Source organism: uncultured Campylobacter sp. (assembly GCF_938045625.1).
In the GTDB taxonomy this organism is placed as follows: Bacteria; Campylobacterota; Campylobacteria; order Campylobacterales; family Campylobacteraceae; genus Campylobacter_A.
Genome location: NZ_CALIAV010000022.1, coordinates 16,384 through 33,390, shown reverse-complemented (window position 1 = coordinate 33,390; position 17,007 = coordinate 16,384). Strand labels below are relative to the sequence as shown.

Here is a 17,007-nt window from a genome sequence, read left to right as displayed (position 1 = left end):
GTCAATGGGTTTGATGCATTTGGCTATTTTAGGGATTTTTGTTAAGGCTAATAAGTATTATGGTGCGACCTGCGAGATTTGAACTCGCACACCCTTCGGCACTACCACCTCAAAGTAGCGTGTCTACCGTTCCACCAAGGTCGCACGTAGATTAAAAAAGAAGCAAAGAGCGGGACGAACCCGCCCGAGATTATAACATTGGGTTTGCGTAAAGAACGATTAGTGCGATAACTAGTGCGTAGATAACTTGCGCTTCGATCATCGCAAGAGCAACGAACATCGTCGTAGTTAGCTTGCTGCCAACGCCTGGATTTCTAGCTGTACCTGAGATTGTCGCAGATGCGGTATTTCCCATACCGATAGCGCCGCCAAGAGCCGCTAGGCCTAGACCAACTGCCGCTGCAAGAACAGAGTAAGATTTTAGCATTTCGCCACCGTCCGCAAACGCGAAACTAGCAAAAGCCATCATTAAGAAAACAACTTTTTTCATAAAGTCTCCTTGTAAATTTAAGCTATTTCGGATCAGACCCCTACTTTGAAGCTTTGAGAGCGCATTTTATAAAAATTTAGCTTTGAGTTACTTAAAACCGAGAAAAATTTTCATAAAATTTCTACTCGTCAAATTTGCCGCCCTGTAGTGCTACAAATTTACAAAAAATTTCAGCGATGTTTCGTTTTTCCACGAATTTATTTAAAAATTAGAATTTTAAAAGCTTTTTTATGCTAGCCTCGCTTCTGAAATTTTAAATACTAAGGTTAAATTTGGCGCAGGATAAATTTTCTAAAATCGGCTTTATCTTAGCCGTCGCGGGCTCTGCGGTGGGGCTTGGAAATGCGTGGAAATTCCCGTATTTAGTCGGCCAAAACGGCGGTTCAGCCTTCGTGCTTTTGTATCTTTTTATGACGTTTTTTATCGGACTTGCGATATTTTTCGGCGAGATAGCTATCGGTAAGCTTTCCGAATCCGACCCCGTAAATGCCTTTAAAAAACTTGCACCAAAGCATAAAGAAGCATGGAAATTTGCGGGTTTTACGATGATAGGCGCGATCATCATCGCCTCTTTTTACACGGTCATCATCGGATGGATACTAAAATACGCAGTTATGGTAATAACCGAGCTGCCAAAGGATGTCGAGGCTTCGGAGAAAATTTTCGGCAGCTTTTACGCTAACGACGCCGCGTCTCAAATTTTTTACTTCACGATCGTATTTTTTCTCTGCATTTTTATCGTTTCAAAAGGCATAAAAAGCGGCATCGAGCGCGTAAACGTATGGATGATGCCTTCGCTTCTTATCTTGCTTATCATCATGCTTAGCTACTCGTTTACGATGGACGGCTTCGTGCAGTCGGCTAAATTTTTGCTGGTTCCCGATTTTTCAAAACTGGGCGTAAGTAGCATTCTTACCGCGCTTGGGCTCGCGTTTTTTACGCTATCTTTGGGCGTTGGCGTTATTATCGTTTACTCTGCGTCGCTGCCTGATAATACGAATCTCGTTAGCTCCTCCATTATCATCGTCGTGATAAACGTCGTGATGGGCATTTTGATGGGACTTGTTATCTTTACTTTCGTGTTTGAGTTCGGTGCGACGCCTAGTCAGGGCGTGGGACTAGTGTTTATCTCGCTGCCGACGCTATTTGCGAAACTGGGCACGCTCGGACACGTGCTTGCGTTTGCATTTTTCTCGGCACTGCTTTTTGCGGGCATTACCTCGGCCATCTCGATGCTGGAGCCGTTTACGCACTATCTCATCCGCGAGTTTGGCTTTTCTCGTAAAAAAGCCCTCGCGCTAATCGGCGTTTTTATCTACTGCATGGGCATTTTGTGCATACTTTCAAGCATCGAGGGTATAAAAGAAAATTTGGTATTTTTCGGCAAGAGCTTTTTTGACTGCCTTGATTTTCTCAGCTCAAACATCATCATGCCTATCGGCGGCATCACGGTGTCGATTTTCGTTGGCTTTGTGATCAAAAAAGACGCGCTTTACATACTTTTTGGGCCGTATATGAGCAGGGCCGTATTTGAAATTTGGTATTTTATGATTAGATTTGTCGCTCCCATCAGTATCGTCATCATCACGATAAATGCGCTAAGGAGCTAAGCGTGGCAAGCGATAAATTTTCTAAAATCGGATTTATATTATCCATCGTGGGTGCCGCGATCGGACTTGGCAATGCGTGGAAATTTCCATACATGGTCGGCGCAAACGGTGGCTCGGCGTTCGTGCTTTTGTATCTAGTTTTTGCCGTTGCGGTCGGGCTTAGTATATTTTTTGCGGAGATGGCGATGGGCAAAATTTCAAACGCCGATCCCGTTAACGCCTTTCGCTCGCTCGCCCCTAAAAACGGCAAATTTTGGGGGTATGCCGGCGTCATAATGATAACCGGCGTTTTAGTCGCGTCGTTTTATACGGTTATCATCGGCTGGGTTATTAGGTATTCGGTTTTATCTCTTGGCGAGCTTCCGCAAAGTATCGCGGTTTCGGGCGAAAATTTCGGCAAATTTATAAGCTCTGACATCTCGGGTCAAATTTTATACTTTAGCATTGCGTTCGCGGCCTATTTTTTCATCCTCTCAAAGGGCATAAAAGGCGGCATCGAGCGCATAAATTTATGGCTTTTGCCGACGCTTTTTTTACTGCTTATTTTTATGCTTATTTACTCGATGCAGATGGGCGGATTTTCGCAGGCGGCGGAGTTTTTGCTGGTGCCTGATTTTTCTAAGATCACGAGCGAGGCGGTGTTTGTAGCTCTGGGACTTGCGTTTTTTACGATGTGCGTGGGTATCGGTGCGATCGCGACGTATTCGGTTAGTCTGGATGACAAGACAAATCTTTTCACATCTTCGCTCTACGTCGTTGCGCTAAATATCATCGTTAGCGTCGTCATCGGGCTCATTGTTTTTACCTTTGTTTTTGAGTACGGCGAGCAGCCTAGTCAGGGCGTGGGACTTGCGTTTATCTCGCTGCCTACGCTGTTTGCTAAGCTAGGAGCTATGGGAAACGTCTTAAGCTTTACGTTTTTTACCGCGCTTATTTTTGCGGGGCTTACGTCAGCTATCTCGATGGTCGAGCCGCTCGTTTTTTACCTCATAAACGAGTTTAAGATCCCTCGCCTGGGTGCTATTGCGATCGTTGGCGTTTGCGTTTACTGCCTAGGCACGCTTTGCGCGCTTTCAAATATTACCGAATTTAAAGATGCGCTCACGTTTTTCGGCAAGGGATTTTTCGACGTTTTAGACTATCTTAGCTCAAATATCATGCTACCGCTTGGCGGCATCGTGATAGCGGTATTTGTCGGCTACGCGATGAAAAGAGGCAGCCTGGAGGAGCTATTTTTACCGTATATGGGTAGGGCGGTTTTTGAAATTTGGTATTTTTTACTGCGATTCGTCGCGCCGATTTGTATTTTAGCGATAATGATAAGACAAATTTTGGGGAGTTAAATGGAACGAAATTTAAAAAAAGTAGAGAGGTTTTTCGATAAAGTCGGCAACGTCGTGGGCTACGTCTGTATACTCGTGATGTTTTTGATGATCGCGGACGTTTTTTTTAACGTCACGGCGAGATATTTTTTCAAATACGGCAACGTAGGCCTCCAGGAGCTTGAGTGGCACTTTTTTAGCGTCATCATCCTGCTTGGCATGAGCTACGCGCTAAAAGACGATACGCACGTGCGAGTGGATATATTTTACGAAAAGATGAGTGTAAAGAAAAGGGCGCTCATAAATATGGCGGGCGTTATCTTTTTTATCCTGCCGCTTACGCTTTTGGTCGCGTGGCTGAGCTGGGACTACGTCGTAGAGGCGTATGAGAGCGGCGAGGGTAGCGCCGATCCCGGTGGTTTGCCGTATCGCTGGATTATCAAGGCCTTTATCCCGTTTAGTTTTTGGCTACTTATATTTTTTAGCGTCGGCTACTTTATAAAGTGGCTAAACGTCTATCTTGACGCTCGCTCAAATTTAAGCGAAGAGGGTAAATTTGACGCAAATTTAAACCAAACTGCGCAACAAGGAGAGGGAAAATGACCGGCATCGTAATGTTTTTAGCCGCGCTTTTTATGCTTGCTATCGGCTTTAGCGTCGCATTTACCTTTGGCGCGATAGCCGTTATTTTCGGACTCATCGGCGGCATGGTCGAGAGCTTTGGTGACGGCAACGGCTTTATCGGCGGGCTTGAGATATTTAAAGAGACCTTTAGCTTTATGCCTTACCGTATCTACTCGATAATGGAAAATAAAATCCTCATCGCAGTGCCGCTTTTTGTTTTTATGGGCATTATTTTACAAAAGACCAAGCTAGCCGAGAGACTGCTCGAGTCTATGGCGTTTTTATTCGGAGAGATTCGCGGCGGCGTGGCGATTAGCACCGTTTTGGTGGGCGCGCTGCTAGCCGCATCTACTGGCGTAGTCGGAGCTAGCGTCGTAGCTATGGGCGTTATGAGCTTGCCTGTGATGCTAAAGTATAACTACAACAAAGCTCTAGGCTGCGGCACTATCTGCGCTTCGGGTACGCTTGGGCAGATCATCCCGCCTTCTATCGTTCTAATTATCCTAGGCGACGTCTTTACGGTACCGGTCGGCGATCTTTTCCGCGAGGCGATATATCCTGGACTAGCGCTTGTTGGCGCTTATATAGCCTATATCCTTATCATCTCTTACGTCAAAAAGGACTACGCGCCGCCGGTCGTCGTCGAAAGCGACGTGCCTAAATCAAAGCAAATTTTAAACGCTATCCTCGCGATTTTACCGCCTTTGGTGCTTGTTGTGCTAGTGCTTGGTTCGATATTTGAGGGTATCGCTACACCAACGGAGAGCTCGGCGTTTGGCTGTGTGGGTGCGATCTTGCTTTCGGTTTTTTACAGGACTTTTTCGTTTAAAATGCTAAAAGAAGCGCTCGAAGAGAGCGTCAAAACCACGGCCGTCGTCTTTACTATCCTTATCGGCGCGACCGCGTTTTCGATGGTGTTTAGCTACACCGGCGGCGACCAGATCGTTGAGGAAGTGATGTCGAATCTACCCGGCGAAAAATGGGGCTTTATCATCTTAGCTATGATTACGATTTTTGCGCTCGGATTTTTTATAGATTTCGTCGAGATTTCGTATATCGTGCTACCGATCTTGGCGCCGATAGCCGTAAATTTAGGCATAAATCCGCTCTATTTTGCCATCGTTATCGCGATGAATTTACAGACTTCGTTTCTCACTCCTCCGTTTGGCTTTAGCCTCTTTTATCTAAAAGGCGTGGCTCCGGCAGAGGTCAAGACCTCAGACATCTACCGCGGCGTGGTGCCCTTTATCGCGATACAAATTCTAGTATTGATTATTTTCACAATCATCTTGCTAGGCTAAAATTTATCTATGTAAGGCTATAATCTCTTAAATCATCCAAAGGAGAAAAAATGAGAGAGATAGCCTTAGTTTCGGTGTTTGCCCTGATAGCGAGCGCCGAAAGCAACCTGATAGAAATTTATAAAAACGCCTCATTTATCCATCAAAGTTTCACCAACCAAAAAAGCGAATTCAGCCTAAATTTACCCGAGTTCGTAGCGCTTGAGGATATCGACGTGAGCGCGTCTTGCGAGCTAGTGAGCCTAAATTTAAACGAAGCAAAGCCCGCAGAAAACGAGGCCTACGCCAAATTTAAGCAAAACGAAAAAGAGCTTGGGGAGCTAAACGATAAACTAAACGCGTTAAACTCCAAAAACGCTTTTTTAAATAATTTTCCCGCTTTTAAAGAACAAAGCGTCGCAAATTTGGACGCCGATGGCGATAAATTTTATGAAGCCGTGCTAAAAAATCTTGCTCAAATTTCGCAAACCAAAAAGCAAATAGACGAGCTGAAAAAGAAAATGGGCGCGACCGAGGTTAAAAATTTTCAAAAGCTTGATTTGAAATTCGAATGCGACTCAAAACAGGTCAAGATATCCTATCCCGTGGGCGTTAGCGTAAGTTTGAAAAACAAAATCCATGCCGATGTCGCCAAAGGCAAGGTCGAAATCTCGCAAAATTTAACCGTGACAAATCCTTTAGGCATCGATCTAAACTCCCTTACGATCGCGCTTTATCCGTTTTACTACTCGTCAAATTTGACGCCCGCACCGTTTTATCCGCGCTATGAGGGCAAGCCAAAGCCGCGAAATATGATGCCGCTAGCAGCCGCGCCGATGATGGAGGCGAGTGCAGATATGGCCGTGGCAAGGGCGCCCGCAAAGAAAAATAGCGTCAAAGACATGCAGTCAATCAACGAGCAAAACGCGCTCGCAAACGCGTGGCGCATCGAGGGCGTGAGTCTAAAAGCGGACGAAACGGCTGATTTTGCCTACGACAAGCAGAGTCTGGACGCTAAATTTCACCTCGTGATCGACGGCTACGGCAGCGCGGGCGCTTTTGTTAGAGCCGCGTTTAAGCCCGAGCGAAGCATCGAGAGTGCGCAAAGTGAGTTTAAGATTGACGGTATAAATATCGGCAAAAGGTACGTAGGCTACGCTGCGGGCGAGGAGGCGAAGGAGTTTTTTGGCAAAAACGAGCTTGTTAGCGTGAAAAAAGAAGCCAACGGCGAATATACGAAAGAGTCGTTTTTCGGCTCGAAAAACAAGATCTCGCGCGGATATAAATATAGCGTCAAAAACAGCTCAAAACTCGCGTGGGACGTGGTTTTAGAGGAGCAAGCGCCAGTTAGCACGCACGAGAGCGTGAGCGTAAGCGTGAAAAACGATCCGAAAGAAAACGAGATAGGCAAAGACGGCAAGGTAACGTGGAAATTCGCGCTCAAGCCAAATGAGAGCAAGGAGATAAATTTTTCCTATGAGCTAACTAAGCCGAGCGAGTAATATTGTAAATTTCTTGTTGCGGCTTGTCTCGCGAGTGCTTTTTGCGGAGTTTGATAAAATTTAGCTCGGCAGACTATATGTCTAGCCTACGCTAAATTTTATCTGCACAACCCCAAAAATCATCTCACGATACTTCGCCTTGATTTTTTGCAGTCAAATTTGAGTTGCCGAGACCTGCACGCAGTGCAGCAACATCTCACGTGCAGTGGGGTTAGAGAGGGCTTGGGAGAGGAAGGGGCGACGCTTCGTAAGTAGAATCCCCTTCCTCTCCCAAAGAAAAGAAAAAGGCAGCTCTTTTGCGTCGGCTTTGCCTCGCAACTGCAAAGCAGAGCATAATTCAAGCCCCTTCCCCTTAACAAAACCAAATTTAGCACCTTAAAGATACGGGTCTCGGCGAGTAACACCAAAAGCGCCGAAAAAAGCAAAAAAGGAAACAAATGCTAGAAGCTCTTAGCTTAAATTTTATGCAAAACGCCCTGCTGGCGGGCATACTCGTTAGTATCGCTTGCGGCGTGATCGGCACGCTCACGGTCATAAACCGCATGGTTTTCATCGCGGGCGGCATCGCGCACGGCGCATACGGCGGGCTTGGCATCGCATTTTATTTTTCGCTCGAGCCGCTGCTTGGAGCGAGTTTGTTTTCGGTATTTTTGGCGCTGCTCATCGCCACGATCACGCTCAAAGACAAAAGTAAGATGGACTCGGTTATCGGCGCGCTATGGGCGTTTGGCATGGCGTTTGGCATCATCCTCACCGACCTAGCGCCGGGCTACAACGTCGATTTGATGAGCTATCTTTTCGGCTCGATTTTAGCCGTGCCGCAGGGCGATCTTGTTTTCATGGCGGTCGCAAACTGCGTCATACTCGCGTCCGTCGCGCTATTTTACCGCCAGTTTGAGGCGCTTAGCTTTGACGTGGAGTTTGCGAGGCTTCGCGGCGTGCGCACGACGCTGCTATACTACGCGCTAACGTGCATGATGGCGCTAAGCGTCGTGATGACGATACGCGCGGTCGGACTCATCCTGGTTATCGCGCTGCTCACGATCCCGCCCTATATCGCGGGCGCGGTCTCGAGCCGCCTGGGCACGATGATGCTAAACGCCGCGCTCATCTCGGCCGCGTTTTGCGTGAGCGGGCTGTGGCTGAGCTTTGAGGCGAATTTAACCAGCGGTGCTAGTATCATCCTCATCGCTTCGGTTTGCTTTTTTATATTTACGGCGATAAAAAGGCGGTAGATTCGGCGTTTTAGGGTCAAATTTGATCAAATTTGGCTTGTGAGCCCGCAGGCGACAGACTGCGCGGCGCTCTCAAATTTGGCTAAATTTACGGATTGATTTGCTTTTGCTTTACGTAGTAGCCTAGGTGCTTTTGCAAGAGGCGGTCGTTTTTTGAAATCTCGTATAGCGAATTTATCAAATTTTTATACTCATCGCTCTCCTCGTCCGCTACGCAGTAAAAGAGAAATTTTTTGTTTTCATAAAAACAAAGCTCGACTTTAAACGATATCCACGAATAGCCAGAGTCAAAATACCTAAAATACACGTCGCCGATACCGACTGTATCGCGCTGCGTTATAAAGCGCTTGTTTGAGACGTATAATTTTTTTGCTTTGGCGGTCTTTATGCTTTGCCGTGCAAAAAGGCAAAATAAAAATGCGCAGCCCGCCGTCATAGCAAACCAAACAGCGCCTACGTCAAAACCCTTGTCGCCCGCGTATAAAAAATACAAAGCGCGGCTCTGACTTCTTTGTGGATGGTATGCACGAGCTCAAATTCGCACAAAATTTTCTCTTCAGCGTCAAGCTCCATCCACTTTGGCGCCGCTAAATTTTCATCCTCGTTCATTTTCCCCTTCCTTTTTGCGGCCAAATTTACGTCGAAATTTTTAAATTTAACCGTAAAATTCGGCCGCCCCGTATTTAAGCATGCAAAGCCACTAGCTCAAATTTCCCGCGATCTTTTGTTTTTATAGTAGCTGCCCACTTCGCTAACGACGATGCCAAAGAGTATGAGCCCAGCTCCAGCTATCTGCACACCGCTTAGTATCTCGCCGCCAAAAAAATACCCCACAATCCCCGCACTTACCGGCTCAAAGGTAAATATGAGCGAGGTTTTAACGGGCGTCGTGTAGCGCTGCGCCGCGGTTTGCACGAAAAACGCCAAAACCGTCGCAAACACCGACGTCACCGCAACCGCGATAAAAAACGCCTCGTCTAAAACGGGCACGACGCCGCGAGGCTCGAAAATCTGCGCAGCGACGAAACAAAGCGCCGCGACGACCGCAAACTGCGCGCTCACCATCCAGTAAAGCTCGCACCTGCGCACCAAAACGCCCGTGAAAATGATATGTAGCGCAAAGCCCAGCGCGCAAACGACGCTAAGCGCCTCGCCCGCGCCAAAACCAAGCTCGCTGCCAGTTAAAAAATAAAGCCCCGCCGCCGATAAAAACGCGCCGATAAATGCGTAAACGACGACCTTTTGTCCGAAAAACGCGAGCGCGATAAATGGCGTAAAAACGGCATTTAGCCCCGTGATAAAGGCGACAGTAGAGCTTGGGGCGTATTTGAGAGCAAAGGTCTGAAGCGTAAAGGCCGCGAACAAAAGCGCGCCTAAAAATGTGCCGAATCTTAGCGAATTGCGGTCGATTTTTCGCGTAAATTTGAGGCTTATGAGCGCCATCAGCGCGGCCGCGATCAAAAACCTCCAAAACAAAAGCGTAAAAACGCCGTTTGTCTTTAGCGTCTGCGCCATCGGCAAAAACGTCACGCCCCAGACCACCGCGATCACGAACAGCGCGAGGTCGGCCTTAAATTCGGTTGATTTTTTCATCTGATTTCTTTAGCTAAATTTAAGGGGCAAATTTAACGCAATTTGACTAAATTCGGGCTTTATCGCGTCAAATTTGAGAGTCGCCGCCCTCTTGCTAGCTGGCAAACGGTGATAAATTTAAGAAAGAAAATCGCCGCGAGAGTAAATTTGGCGGCGATTTGATAAATTTGATTTTACGGCAGGTCGGCGCTTTGAGCAAAACGCCAAAACTCGCCGAAATTTAGGCTAAATTTTCCTTTTTAGCGCGCAGGTAGCTGCCTATCTCGCTGATCAAAACTCCGACCAAGATAAGCGCCGCGCCGCAAAGCCTATATGCGCTGATGTCCTCCGCGCCGATGAAATACCCCATCGCTCCGGCAGTTACGGGCTCAAGGGTGAAAAATATCGCCGTTTTAACGGGCGTGGTAAATTTTTGCATCAAGGCCTGCGCAAAAAACGCAAACGCCGTACCCAGCACGCCCACGACTAGCATCGCTATGATAAACGCCTTGTCCACGACAGGAGCGATTTTAGCGTCCTCAAAAACTAAAATAGCCACAAAACAAAGCGCGATTAGGGTCAAAATTTCAAAATAAACCATATTCACGAGGTTGCATTTTTGCACCAAGCGGTTGGTGAGCACGATGTGAAAAGAGTAGGCGCACGCACAAACCAGAGCCAAAATCTCGCCCAGGCCAAAGCCCACCTTCGTATCGCCTATCATATAAAGCCCCGCCACCGCAAACGCCACGCCCACATACGCGTAGGAGTAAATTTTATGCCTAAAAAGCCCCGCCGCGATAAAAGGCACCAAAGCCACGTTTAGCCCGATGATAAAGGCCACGGACGAGGTGTCGGCGTACTTAAACGCAAAAGTCTGGCTGACAAATCCAGCGAACAAAAACAGACCCAAGATCACGCCCGATTTTATATCAGGCGCGCTTACGTCTTTTAGCTTTTTATAAAATATCGCCCCGGCTATGATCGCCGCTAGCAAAAATCTCCAAAACAACACGCCAAAAACGCCATTAGTAGCAAGCGCTAGCGAGGTAGGCAGATAGCCCAGACCAAAGACTATCGCAACAAAAATCATGCCCACATCGGCGCGAAATTCCAAACTATTTTTCACTATTCTCCCTTATTTTACTTGAAAATTCCCTGCAGAATTTTCGTGCCCTGCTCCACGGCGCCGCCCCTTAGCGAGCTTTCCTTCTCGCTCATCACGTTAAAGAGCCCGTCTAGCGTCTTGCGCGTGATATAGCCGTTTAGATCCTCGTCTTCTTGCGGGATGTATTCGCCCGCGCCCATGCTAGTAGCGATGCCTTTTAGCTGCTTTGCGGCGTCTGATTTTGCCAGCGCGCTGCCCGCGACGAATGAATTTAGCCCGTTATACGCCGTGGCAAAGGTATTGTCGCTCATCATTTTGGTGATGATCGGCTTAAATACGGCTTGCAGCTTCTGGCTCGAGTTTTGTTGCAAAAACTTCGTAAAGCTGTCCTTGCCGCCTTCTAGCACCTTTTTCACGTCCGCGTCGCTCATGTTTTTTATCACACCCGAAAATACGTCCGCAGCTCCCGGCACGGCCGCGCTTGCCGCGTTATTTATCGAGGTTACTAGCTCGTTGGCCCACTTTTCGCCGCCCACTTTTTTAGCCAAATTTGCCGCCGTTTCTAGGCTCTTTGGTAGCGGGATTTTAGCCGTGGCGTTTTTTAAAAATCCCCCGTTTGACAGCTCCTTAACGGCCGCATTTAGAGCCGAGCTGACCGCGCTTTTATAGTCGCCCGAGTTTGCCGCACCCAGTATCTGCGCGCCTTGGTTTAGCGTCTCTTGCCAATTAGCCTGAGCCGAAACGGCGAGCAAAACCGCGCATAAGATCAAACTTTTCTTCATCGTTTTTTCCTTAAAGTAAAATTCGGCGGTTATGATATTAAATTTCAGCTTTTAAACGGGTAAATTTGGGCCTTTTTAGGGCGAATTTACCCGCATCTTTACGGCACGGAGGGCTAAATTTGCAAATTTAAAATGCAAAATTTGAGCCGTGATTTAAGAGCTAAATTTAAGCGCAAATTTATACGGCGCGCTCGTCTGTTTGGCTCCAAATTTCAGACGTCAAATTTAGCCGCAAATTTGAGCGAGATTAGCCGCAAGAAGTAAATTTTAAGCTAAAATTAGCCTTTTTGAAAGGACGAAATGGAGCTTTTACTTCTCTCTATCGCGCTTGCTATGGACGCGGCGGCGCTTAGCATCGCAAACGGCGCGAAATACCGCAATCTCGCGCTATCAAAGATTTTATTTATCGCGTTTGTTTTTGGATTTTTTCAGGCGGCGATGCCGCTTGCAGGCTATTTTTTGGGCGCGGCGTTTGCTAGATTTATCGCGCAGATCGATCATTTTATCGCGTTTGCGATTTTGGGTTTTTTGGGCGTAAAGATGACCCGCGAAGCCTGTAGAAACGAGCCCGCGCAGGCCGTGAGCCTCGATACAAAGATGCTACTTTGCGGCGGATTTGCCACCAGCATCGACGCGCTAGCCGTGGGCGTGACGCTTAGCTTTACGGCTGCGGATATCTACTTTAGCGCCGCCGTGATCGGAGTAGTTTGCTTTGCGCTTAGCGTCGCGGCGTTTTACGTCGGTAAATTTGCGGGAGAGTTTTTGGAGCAAAAGGCGCTGATTTTAGGCGGCGCGATCCTCATCGCACTTGGTTTTAAAATCCTAATCACGCACCTTTTGAATCATGGGTTTTTGAGCTAAATTTAACGGCGCCTCGCGCTAAGCGCCGTTTTTCTTGCATAAATTTCCTATTTTTATATAAACTATATTTTTTTTATTTGTATTATGTTTCCTACCGAAATTACTTTTTCATATTCTGCCGCCTCTTTGTGCGTTATGTCTTTATCTTTCAGTATTTTTTCTTTATACGGATTTGATTCGTTTCTGCATTCAGGTTCTTGCATTTCTAAATGAACGTTTAAAAATTCTATTTGTGGAATAACTAGATGTTGAATTTGATAATTTGTTGTTGTTGTTCTTGCCGTAATTTTAAAGTCTTGGTTATTTTGATCATAAAAGAAAACCCATTTATTGCCTTTATTATCATCTTTAAGCATTTTTACTTTTAAATCTGCTACTAAAGCGTCATATTTAGTATTTGGATTATCGCAAACTTCTTTTAGGCTCTTTGCTATCTTTCCGCTAGGTTTATCGACTTTGGTTTCTTTATTTCCGCTAGCTCCCGAATCAAAACAACCGCTTAGTGTTAAAAGGGTAGCTCCTGCTAAAATAGCCGATAAGATAGTTTTGTTCATCATGTTTTTCCTTTAAATTTGATTACGTAAAAGCCTTTAGGCTCGCCTGTTTGTCGCTTTTTTCGTTATATATTATAATTATATACGCATATATCGCGGCTTAAATTTAAGCGTTTGGTTTTTAAAAGCGGGCGCAAAATTTGGACTTAAATTTGGCAAATCGCGCGACGAGTCAAATTTGACCCAAAATCACCTGCCGTAAAAGCGTAAATTTAGCTCGAATTTAACCCGCGCCGCTAAAAAATTTAAATAAGCCCCTCCAAATCGATCTCGATGCCGACGGGGCAGTGGTCAGAGCCCGTGATACCCTTCAGGATAAACGCGTCTTTTAAGCGGTCTTTGAGGCTTGCTGAAATGAAAAAATAATCGATCCTCCAGCCGACGTTTTTGGCGCGGGCGTTAAAGCGGTAGCTCCACCACGAATACGCGTCCGCCGCGTCGCCGCGGACGTGCCGAAAGGTGTCGATAAAGCCGCATGCGACGACCTCGTCCAGCCATGCGCGCTCGATAGGCAAAAAGCCCGAGGTTTTGGCGTTTGCCTTTGGGTTTTTGAGGTCGATCTCGCGGTGCGCGGTGTTCACGTCGCCGCAAAATATCACGTCCTTGCCCTGTTTTACGAGCTCCTGGATGTAGGCTAGAAATTTAGCGTAAAAATCCATCTTGTAGGCTAGGCGCGCGTCGTCTTTTTGGCCGTTTGGAAAGTAGATGTTAAAAAGTACGACGTTGCCGAATCTATGCTCCAAAACCCGTCCCTCGTCGTCGTCAAAAAACGCCGCCTTTTGCGTAGCGGAGCCAAATTTGGCCAGACTCATCACGCCCGAGTACCCGGCTCTTGCTGCCGAATTTACGCTGATTTCGTTAAATCCGAGCTTGTAGATCTCCGCAGGCACGTCGCTCTCGCGCACCTTAATCTCCTGAAGGCCCAAAAAATCGGGTCTATGCTGCTCTAGCCAAGCAAAACCGTCTTTAGCGGCGACCGCGCGCAGCCCGTTTACGTTCCAGCTGATTAACTTCAAATTTTATCCTTTATTAAATTTGGCGTATTTTATCGCAAGAGCCGTAAAATAAGCTAAAATTTAGTAAAATTAGGATCATTTTAAGGAGTAAAAAATGAAAAAAATCATCGTTTTATCGCTTGCGCTTGCCGCGTTTTTAGGCGCCAAAGAGGTAGATAGCGCCGAGATATTTTTGTCAGACGTCAAGTCTATGCACGCGCTAAAATCGTTTTTAAAAAAGAATAAAAACGATATCGTAAAGCTAAAACTAAGTTACTGCGCCAATGAAAACAGCATGCAATACGTAGAAGCCGAGGCGACCAAGCGCAAAGAGGACGAAAACTATAGTCATCTGGGCGAAAGTTTCGTTACGGCAGACGGCAGTAAAATAACCTACGTAGGAAAAAATTACGACTTTGGCGAAGGGTATGACGGAGATGTAAACACCGGCATAGAATACGGCGAACTAATGCTGGACGAGCCTAACAGCAATCATCTCAAAAATATATTTTTAAAAGTCGGAAATTCAAATTTTGGGCAAATATACAAATGGGAATACGAATGGACTAACGAAGAAAGCGAGAGCAAAAAATGTAAATTTGGACAAGTCGTCCTAGACGGCGCGTTTTACGTATACCACGAAGACGAAAATGAAAAAGGTCGAGAAATGTATAAATACAACATGAGACCGGAACTTATGGGAAATGACCCGGGCGATAAATACGATGCCTTTTTTCTCGATCCCGTCGCGAAAAAATACTTTAAACTACTAGAATACAAGTAAATTTAGCGCGATGACGGAGCTAGAGAGGGAGATTTTCGGTCAAATTTTGGGCGAGAAAAAGTTGGAAATCATCTTATTTTTAGCCCAAAATGCCGACGAAAACGGCTTCATAACCGTTAAAATTTCAGATATCTGCGAGCTGACGAGTGCCAGCAAGCCCACCGTCACGCAGACTATCAGGCTGCTTGAAAATCGCAAAATTTTCGAGCGTGTGAAAAACGGGATTTATAGATTTAAAAATTTAAAGGAACTAGATAAAAAATGAGAAAAATTTGGATACTAGCCGCTGCAGTTGTGCTCTCAAATGCCGCGATAGACGAAGCTGGGCTAAATGCCTGCATCAACAAAGGCGACGCCGCAAGCTGTGAAAAAACGCTCGCTGCGCTAGAAAAAAGTTGCTCGGGCGGCGATGCGCTGGCTTGCTACTTTGCCGCGGAGTTTTACGCCAAGGGGCTAACGGGCTACAAGGATGGCGCAAAAGCCTTTGCGATCTATAAAGACGCCTGCGCCGCTGGGAGTGCGGAGAGCTGCTACGAGGAGTCGGTGTTTTATCTAAAAGGCGACGTCGCGCAGCGGAGCTTTGAGCTATCGGGCGAGCGTCTCAAAAAAGCCTGCGATCTGGGCTCCAAACGTGCGTGCAATATACTTGAATTAGCGAAGTGAAGCTGTTTTGGACGGGTTTTGCGCATGACGGATACGCGGCGCGATGTTAAATTTAGTTTCGGCGTGAAATTTTAAATTATTTCTAGTCACTAAATTTGAATAGTTTGCCGTAAAACTTCGCTCAAATTTTTTATAAAGCCGCTTGCAATAAATTAGACGCCTTGTTTCTGTTTATTAAATTTGAGAAATTTATGGGTTTTGCTATTTTAATAAAACCCGATTTCGAGCGCCGATTGACTTTGACAAACAGTTTTTGTTTTACATATTGACGGCGTGGCGGGCTAAAAATTTGATAAATTTGGACGGGTTATAGGCGACTAAAAATTTATCGGTTTATATATTTCGGCTTGGTTTTTTATTTGATATTTTTAAAGCTAAATTTAAAAAAACAGATCCGAATTGACAACTATTTTTCAGAGATTTTTACCTAAAACGCGAAGATAAGTTGTTCTCAAATTTAACTTGCATGACGACTCCGTCTGCAGCAAAATTTGCATCCAAATTTAACGAAAATGCCGTATTGAAAATGCCGAAATTTTGAGTGAATTTTCAAATTTACAGATCGGCGTCCGATATCGCTTCGGCTTGATAATGCGCGATGAGAGGCTCGATAATCTCGTCGAAAAGCCCAGCCGCCATTATCGCGTCGAGGCGGTAAAGCGTCAAATTTATGCGGTGGTCGCTGATACGGTTTTGCGGGAAGTTGTAGGTGCGGATACGCCCCGAGCGGTCGCCCGTGCCGACTTGGCTTTTGCGCTCGCTGGTTTCTTTGGCTAGGCGTTCCTCTTCTTGTATCTCATAAAGGCGCGCTTTTAGCACCTTCATCGCGGCTTCTTTGTTTTTGTGCTGGCTTTTTCCGTCTTGGTTTGTTACGACTATGCCCGTCGGGATATGAGTGATACGCACCGCCGAGTCCGTCGTATTTACCGACTGTCCGCCGTGGCCCGAGCTGCGCATAACGTCGATGCGAAGGTCGTTTGGATTTATCTCGATCTCGCTATCTTCAACCTCGGGCATGATAGCGACGGTGACGGCCGAGGTATGCACGCGGCCTTGGCTTTCGGTCTCGGGCACGCGCTGGACGCGGTGGGTGCCGCCCTCAAATTTGAGCCTCGAGTACGCCCCCTTGCCCTTTATCAGCAAAATAATCTCTTTAAAGCCGCCCGTGTTGCCCTCGCTTTGGCTCACGATCTCGAATTTATACCCGCGAAGTTCGGCGTATCTGGCGTAGGCGTTAAACAAATCGCCCGCAAAAAGCGCCGCTTCGTCTCCGCCGGTGCCCGCGCGGATCTCTAAAAATACGTTTTTATCGTCGTTAGGATCTTTTGGAAGGAGTAAAATTTTAATCTCTTCTTCGAGATTTTCTTTTTGGGATTCGAGATTTTTGAGTTCCTCTTTGGCTAGCTCGCCAAGCTCGGCGTCATCGAGCAGGGCCTTGTTTTCCTCGATGTCCGTGAGAGTTTGCAGATAGGACTTTGCAGCCGAAGCGATATCTTCTAAATTTGATTGCTCTTTTGAGAGCTTGGTCATATTTGCGATATCGTTTGTGATAGACGGATCGCTAAGTAGACGAGAGAGCTCGTCGTAGCGATCCAAAAAAGGCTGCAGTTTGTCGGCTAACATTA

The 17,007-nt window shown here is 46.5% G+C and carries 19 protein-coding genes and 1 tRNA gene; 10 read left to right on the top strand and 10 right to left on the bottom strand.

Annotation, left to right across the window (positions count from 1 at the left end; genetic code table 11):
- Positions 1-60: 60 nt before the first annotated feature.
- Positions 61-144, bottom strand: a tRNA-Leu gene (locus Q0386_RS01930).
- A gap of 46 nt (positions 145-190) precedes the next feature.
- Complete coding sequence (locus Q0386_RS01925) at positions 191-490, bottom strand: F0F1 ATP synthase subunit C (RefSeq protein WP_122862636.1); 300 nt, start codon at positions 488-490, stop codon at positions 191-193.
- A 272-nt stretch (positions 491-762) separates the two neighbouring features.
- On the opposite strand from Q0386_RS01925, the gene Q0386_RS01920 reads away from it, so the two are divergent.
- The 6 genes from Q0386_RS01920 to Q0386_RS01895 all read left to right on the top strand — a co-directional run bounded on the left by Q0386_RS01920 (position 763) and on the right by Q0386_RS01895 (position 8,063).
- Complete coding sequence (locus Q0386_RS01920) at positions 763-2,100, top strand: sodium-dependent transporter (RefSeq protein ID WP_299026275.1); 1,338 nt, start codon at positions 763-765, stop codon at positions 2,098-2,100.
- Positions 2,101-2,102: 2 nt separating this feature from the next.
- Positions 2,103-3,443 carry a sodium-dependent transporter gene (locus Q0386_RS01915; RefSeq protein ID WP_298086477.1) on the top strand — a complete coding sequence of 447 codons (1,341 nt, stop codon included), beginning with the start codon at positions 2,103-2,105 and terminating at the stop codon, positions 3,441-3,443.
- A complete protein-coding gene (locus tag Q0386_RS01910) occupies positions 3,444-4,025 on the top strand; it encodes a TRAP transporter small permease subunit (protein WP_299026271.1) in 582 nt (193 codons plus the stop codon).
- Positions 4,022-5,347 carry a TRAP transporter large permease subunit gene (locus Q0386_RS01905; RefSeq protein WP_299026268.1) on the top strand — a complete coding sequence of 442 codons (1,326 nt, stop codon included), beginning with the start codon at positions 4,022-4,024 and terminating at the stop codon, positions 5,345-5,347. Before Q0386_RS01910 ends, Q0386_RS01905 begins: the two co-directional genes overlap by 4 nt.
- 50 nt (positions 5,348-5,397) lie before the next feature.
- A complete protein-coding gene (locus Q0386_RS01900; protein ID WP_299026265.1) occupies positions 5,398-6,828 on the top strand; it encodes a DUF4139 domain-containing protein in 1,431 nt (476 codons plus the stop codon).
- Positions 6,829-7,265: 437 nt separating this feature from the next.
- Positions 7,266-8,063, top strand: coding sequence for a metal ABC transporter permease (locus tag Q0386_RS01895; protein WP_299026263.1), 798 nt, complete (start codon positions 7,266-7,268; stop codon positions 8,061-8,063).
- Positions 8,064-8,151: 88 nt separating this feature from the next.
- On the opposite strand, the gene Q0386_RS01890 is transcribed toward Q0386_RS01895, so the two are convergent.
- The 5 genes from Q0386_RS01890 to Q0386_RS01870 form a co-directional block, all read right to left on the bottom strand.
- Positions 8,152-8,556 (bottom strand): hypothetical protein, encoded by a 405-nt coding sequence (locus tag Q0386_RS01890; protein ID WP_299026260.1) that lies wholly within the window; start codon positions 8,554-8,556, stop codon positions 8,152-8,154.
- Positions 8,517-8,672: a hypothetical protein gene (locus tag Q0386_RS01885; RefSeq protein ID WP_299026257.1), complete on the bottom strand. Its 156-nt coding sequence runs from the start codon at positions 8,670-8,672 to the stop codon at positions 8,517-8,519. The genes Q0386_RS01890 and Q0386_RS01885 overlap by 40 nt, the downstream gene beginning before the upstream one ends.
- A 96-nt stretch (positions 8,673-8,768) precedes the next feature.
- Positions 8,769-9,656 (bottom strand): DMT family transporter, encoded by an 888-nt coding sequence (locus Q0386_RS01880; RefSeq protein ID WP_299026252.1) that lies wholly within the window; start codon positions 9,654-9,656, stop codon positions 8,769-8,771.
- 220 nt (positions 9,657-9,876) lie between these two features.
- Positions 9,877-10,764, bottom strand: coding sequence for a DMT family transporter (locus Q0386_RS01875; RefSeq protein WP_299026249.1), 888 nt, complete (start codon positions 10,762-10,764; stop codon positions 9,877-9,879).
- Between the two features lie 14 nt (positions 10,765-10,778).
- A complete protein-coding gene (locus Q0386_RS01870) occupies positions 10,779-11,525 on the bottom strand; it encodes a DUF4197 domain-containing protein (RefSeq protein WP_299026247.1) in 747 nt (248 codons plus the stop codon).
- 300 nt (positions 11,526-11,825) lie between these two features.
- Here Q0386_RS01870 and Q0386_RS01865 point away from each other — a divergent pair, with 300 nt between their 5' ends.
- Complete coding sequence (locus Q0386_RS01865) at positions 11,826-12,386, top strand: manganese efflux pump MntP family protein (protein ID WP_299026244.1); 561 nt, start codon at positions 11,826-11,828, stop codon at positions 12,384-12,386.
- Between the two features lie 62 nt (positions 12,387-12,448).
- Here the strand turns inward: Q0386_RS01865 and Q0386_RS01860 are convergent, their stop codons facing one another.
- Together Q0386_RS01860 and Q0386_RS01855 are read right to left on the bottom strand one after the other, a co-directional pair.
- On the bottom strand, positions 12,449-12,940 hold the full coding sequence (locus tag Q0386_RS01860; RefSeq protein ID WP_299026243.1) for a hypothetical protein: 492 nt from the start codon (positions 12,938-12,940) through the stop codon (positions 12,449-12,451).
- 245 nt (positions 12,941-13,185) lie between these two features.
- Complete coding sequence (locus Q0386_RS01855) at positions 13,186-13,956, bottom strand: exodeoxyribonuclease III (RefSeq protein WP_299026241.1); 771 nt, start codon at positions 13,954-13,956, stop codon at positions 13,186-13,188.
- 94 nt (positions 13,957-14,050) lie between these two features.
- Here Q0386_RS01855 and Q0386_RS01850 point away from each other — a divergent pair, with 94 nt between their 5' ends.
- The 3 genes from Q0386_RS01850 to Q0386_RS01840 are packed head-to-tail and all read left to right on the top strand — an operon-like array spanning position 14,051 to position 15,382.
- A complete protein-coding gene (locus Q0386_RS01850; protein ID WP_299026237.1) occupies positions 14,051-14,719 on the top strand; it encodes a hypothetical protein in 669 nt (222 codons plus the stop codon).
- A 10-nt stretch (positions 14,720-14,729) separates the two neighbouring features.
- Positions 14,730-14,984, top strand: coding sequence for a replication/maintenance protein RepL (locus Q0386_RS01845; protein ID WP_299026234.1), 255 nt, complete (start codon positions 14,730-14,732; stop codon positions 14,982-14,984).
- Positions 14,981-15,382, top strand: coding sequence for a sel1 repeat family protein (locus tag Q0386_RS01840; protein WP_299026229.1), 402 nt, complete (start codon positions 14,981-14,983; stop codon positions 15,380-15,382). The genes Q0386_RS01845 and Q0386_RS01840 overlap by 4 nt, the downstream gene beginning before the upstream one ends.
- Positions 15,383-15,937: 555 nt before the next feature.
- Here the strand turns inward: Q0386_RS01840 and prfA are convergent.
- On the bottom strand, positions 15,938-17,005 hold the full coding sequence (gene prfA / locus Q0386_RS01835; protein ID WP_299026226.1) for a peptide chain release factor 1: 1,068 nt from the start codon (positions 17,003-17,005) through the stop codon (positions 15,938-15,940).
- Positions 17,006-17,007 lie beyond the last annotated feature (2 nt).

What these genes read in the sequence shown, in the direction of transcription:
- Q0386_RS01925 (WP_122862636.1), bottom strand. Translation starts at nt 490, where the DNA reads ATGAAAAAAGTTGTTTTCTTAATGATGGCTTTTGCTAGTTTCGCGTTT.
- Q0386_RS01910 (WP_299026271.1), top strand. Translation starts at nt 3,444, where the DNA reads ATGGAACGAAATTTAAAAAAAGTAGAGAGGTTTTTCGATAAAGTCGGC.
- Q0386_RS01905 (WP_299026268.1), top strand. Translation starts at nt 4,022, where the DNA reads ATGACCGGCATCGTAATGTTTTTAGCCGCGCTTTTTATGCTTGCTATC.
- Q0386_RS01900 (WP_299026265.1), top strand. Translation starts at nt 5,398, where the DNA reads ATGAGAGAGATAGCCTTAGTTTCGGTGTTTGCCCTGATAGCGAGCGCC.
- Q0386_RS01895 (WP_299026263.1), top strand. Translation starts at nt 7,266, where the DNA reads ATGCTAGAAGCTCTTAGCTTAAATTTTATGCAAAACGCCCTGCTGGCG.
- Q0386_RS01885 (WP_299026257.1), bottom strand. Translation starts at nt 8,672, where the DNA reads ATGAACGAGGATGAAAATTTAGCGGCGCCAAAGTGGATGGAGCTTGAC.
- Q0386_RS01880 (WP_299026252.1), bottom strand. Translation starts at nt 9,656, where the DNA reads ATGAAAAAATCAACCGAATTTAAGGCCGACCTCGCGCTGTTCGTGATC.
- Q0386_RS01870 (WP_299026247.1), bottom strand. Translation starts at nt 11,525, where the DNA reads ATGAAGAAAAGTTTGATCTTATGCGCGGTTTTGCTCGCCGTTTCGGCT.
- Q0386_RS01865 (WP_299026244.1), top strand. Translation starts at nt 11,826, where the DNA reads ATGGAGCTTTTACTTCTCTCTATCGCGCTTGCTATGGACGCGGCGGCG.
- Q0386_RS01860 (WP_299026243.1), bottom strand. Translation starts at nt 12,940, where the DNA reads ATGAACAAAACTATCTTATCGGCTATTTTAGCAGGAGCTACCCTTTTA.
- Q0386_RS01850 (WP_299026237.1), top strand. Translation starts at nt 14,051, where the DNA reads ATGAAAAAAATCATCGTTTTATCGCTTGCGCTTGCCGCGTTTTTAGGC.
- Q0386_RS01845 (WP_299026234.1), top strand. Translation starts at nt 14,730, where the DNA reads ATGACGGAGCTAGAGAGGGAGATTTTCGGTCAAATTTTGGGCGAGAAA.
- Q0386_RS01840 (WP_299026229.1), top strand. Translation starts at nt 14,981, where the DNA reads ATGAGAAAAATTTGGATACTAGCCGCTGCAGTTGTGCTCTCAAATGCC.
- prfA (WP_299026226.1), bottom strand. Translation starts at nt 17,005, where the DNA reads ATGTTAGCCGACAAACTGCAGCCTTTTTTGGATCGCTACGACGAGCTC.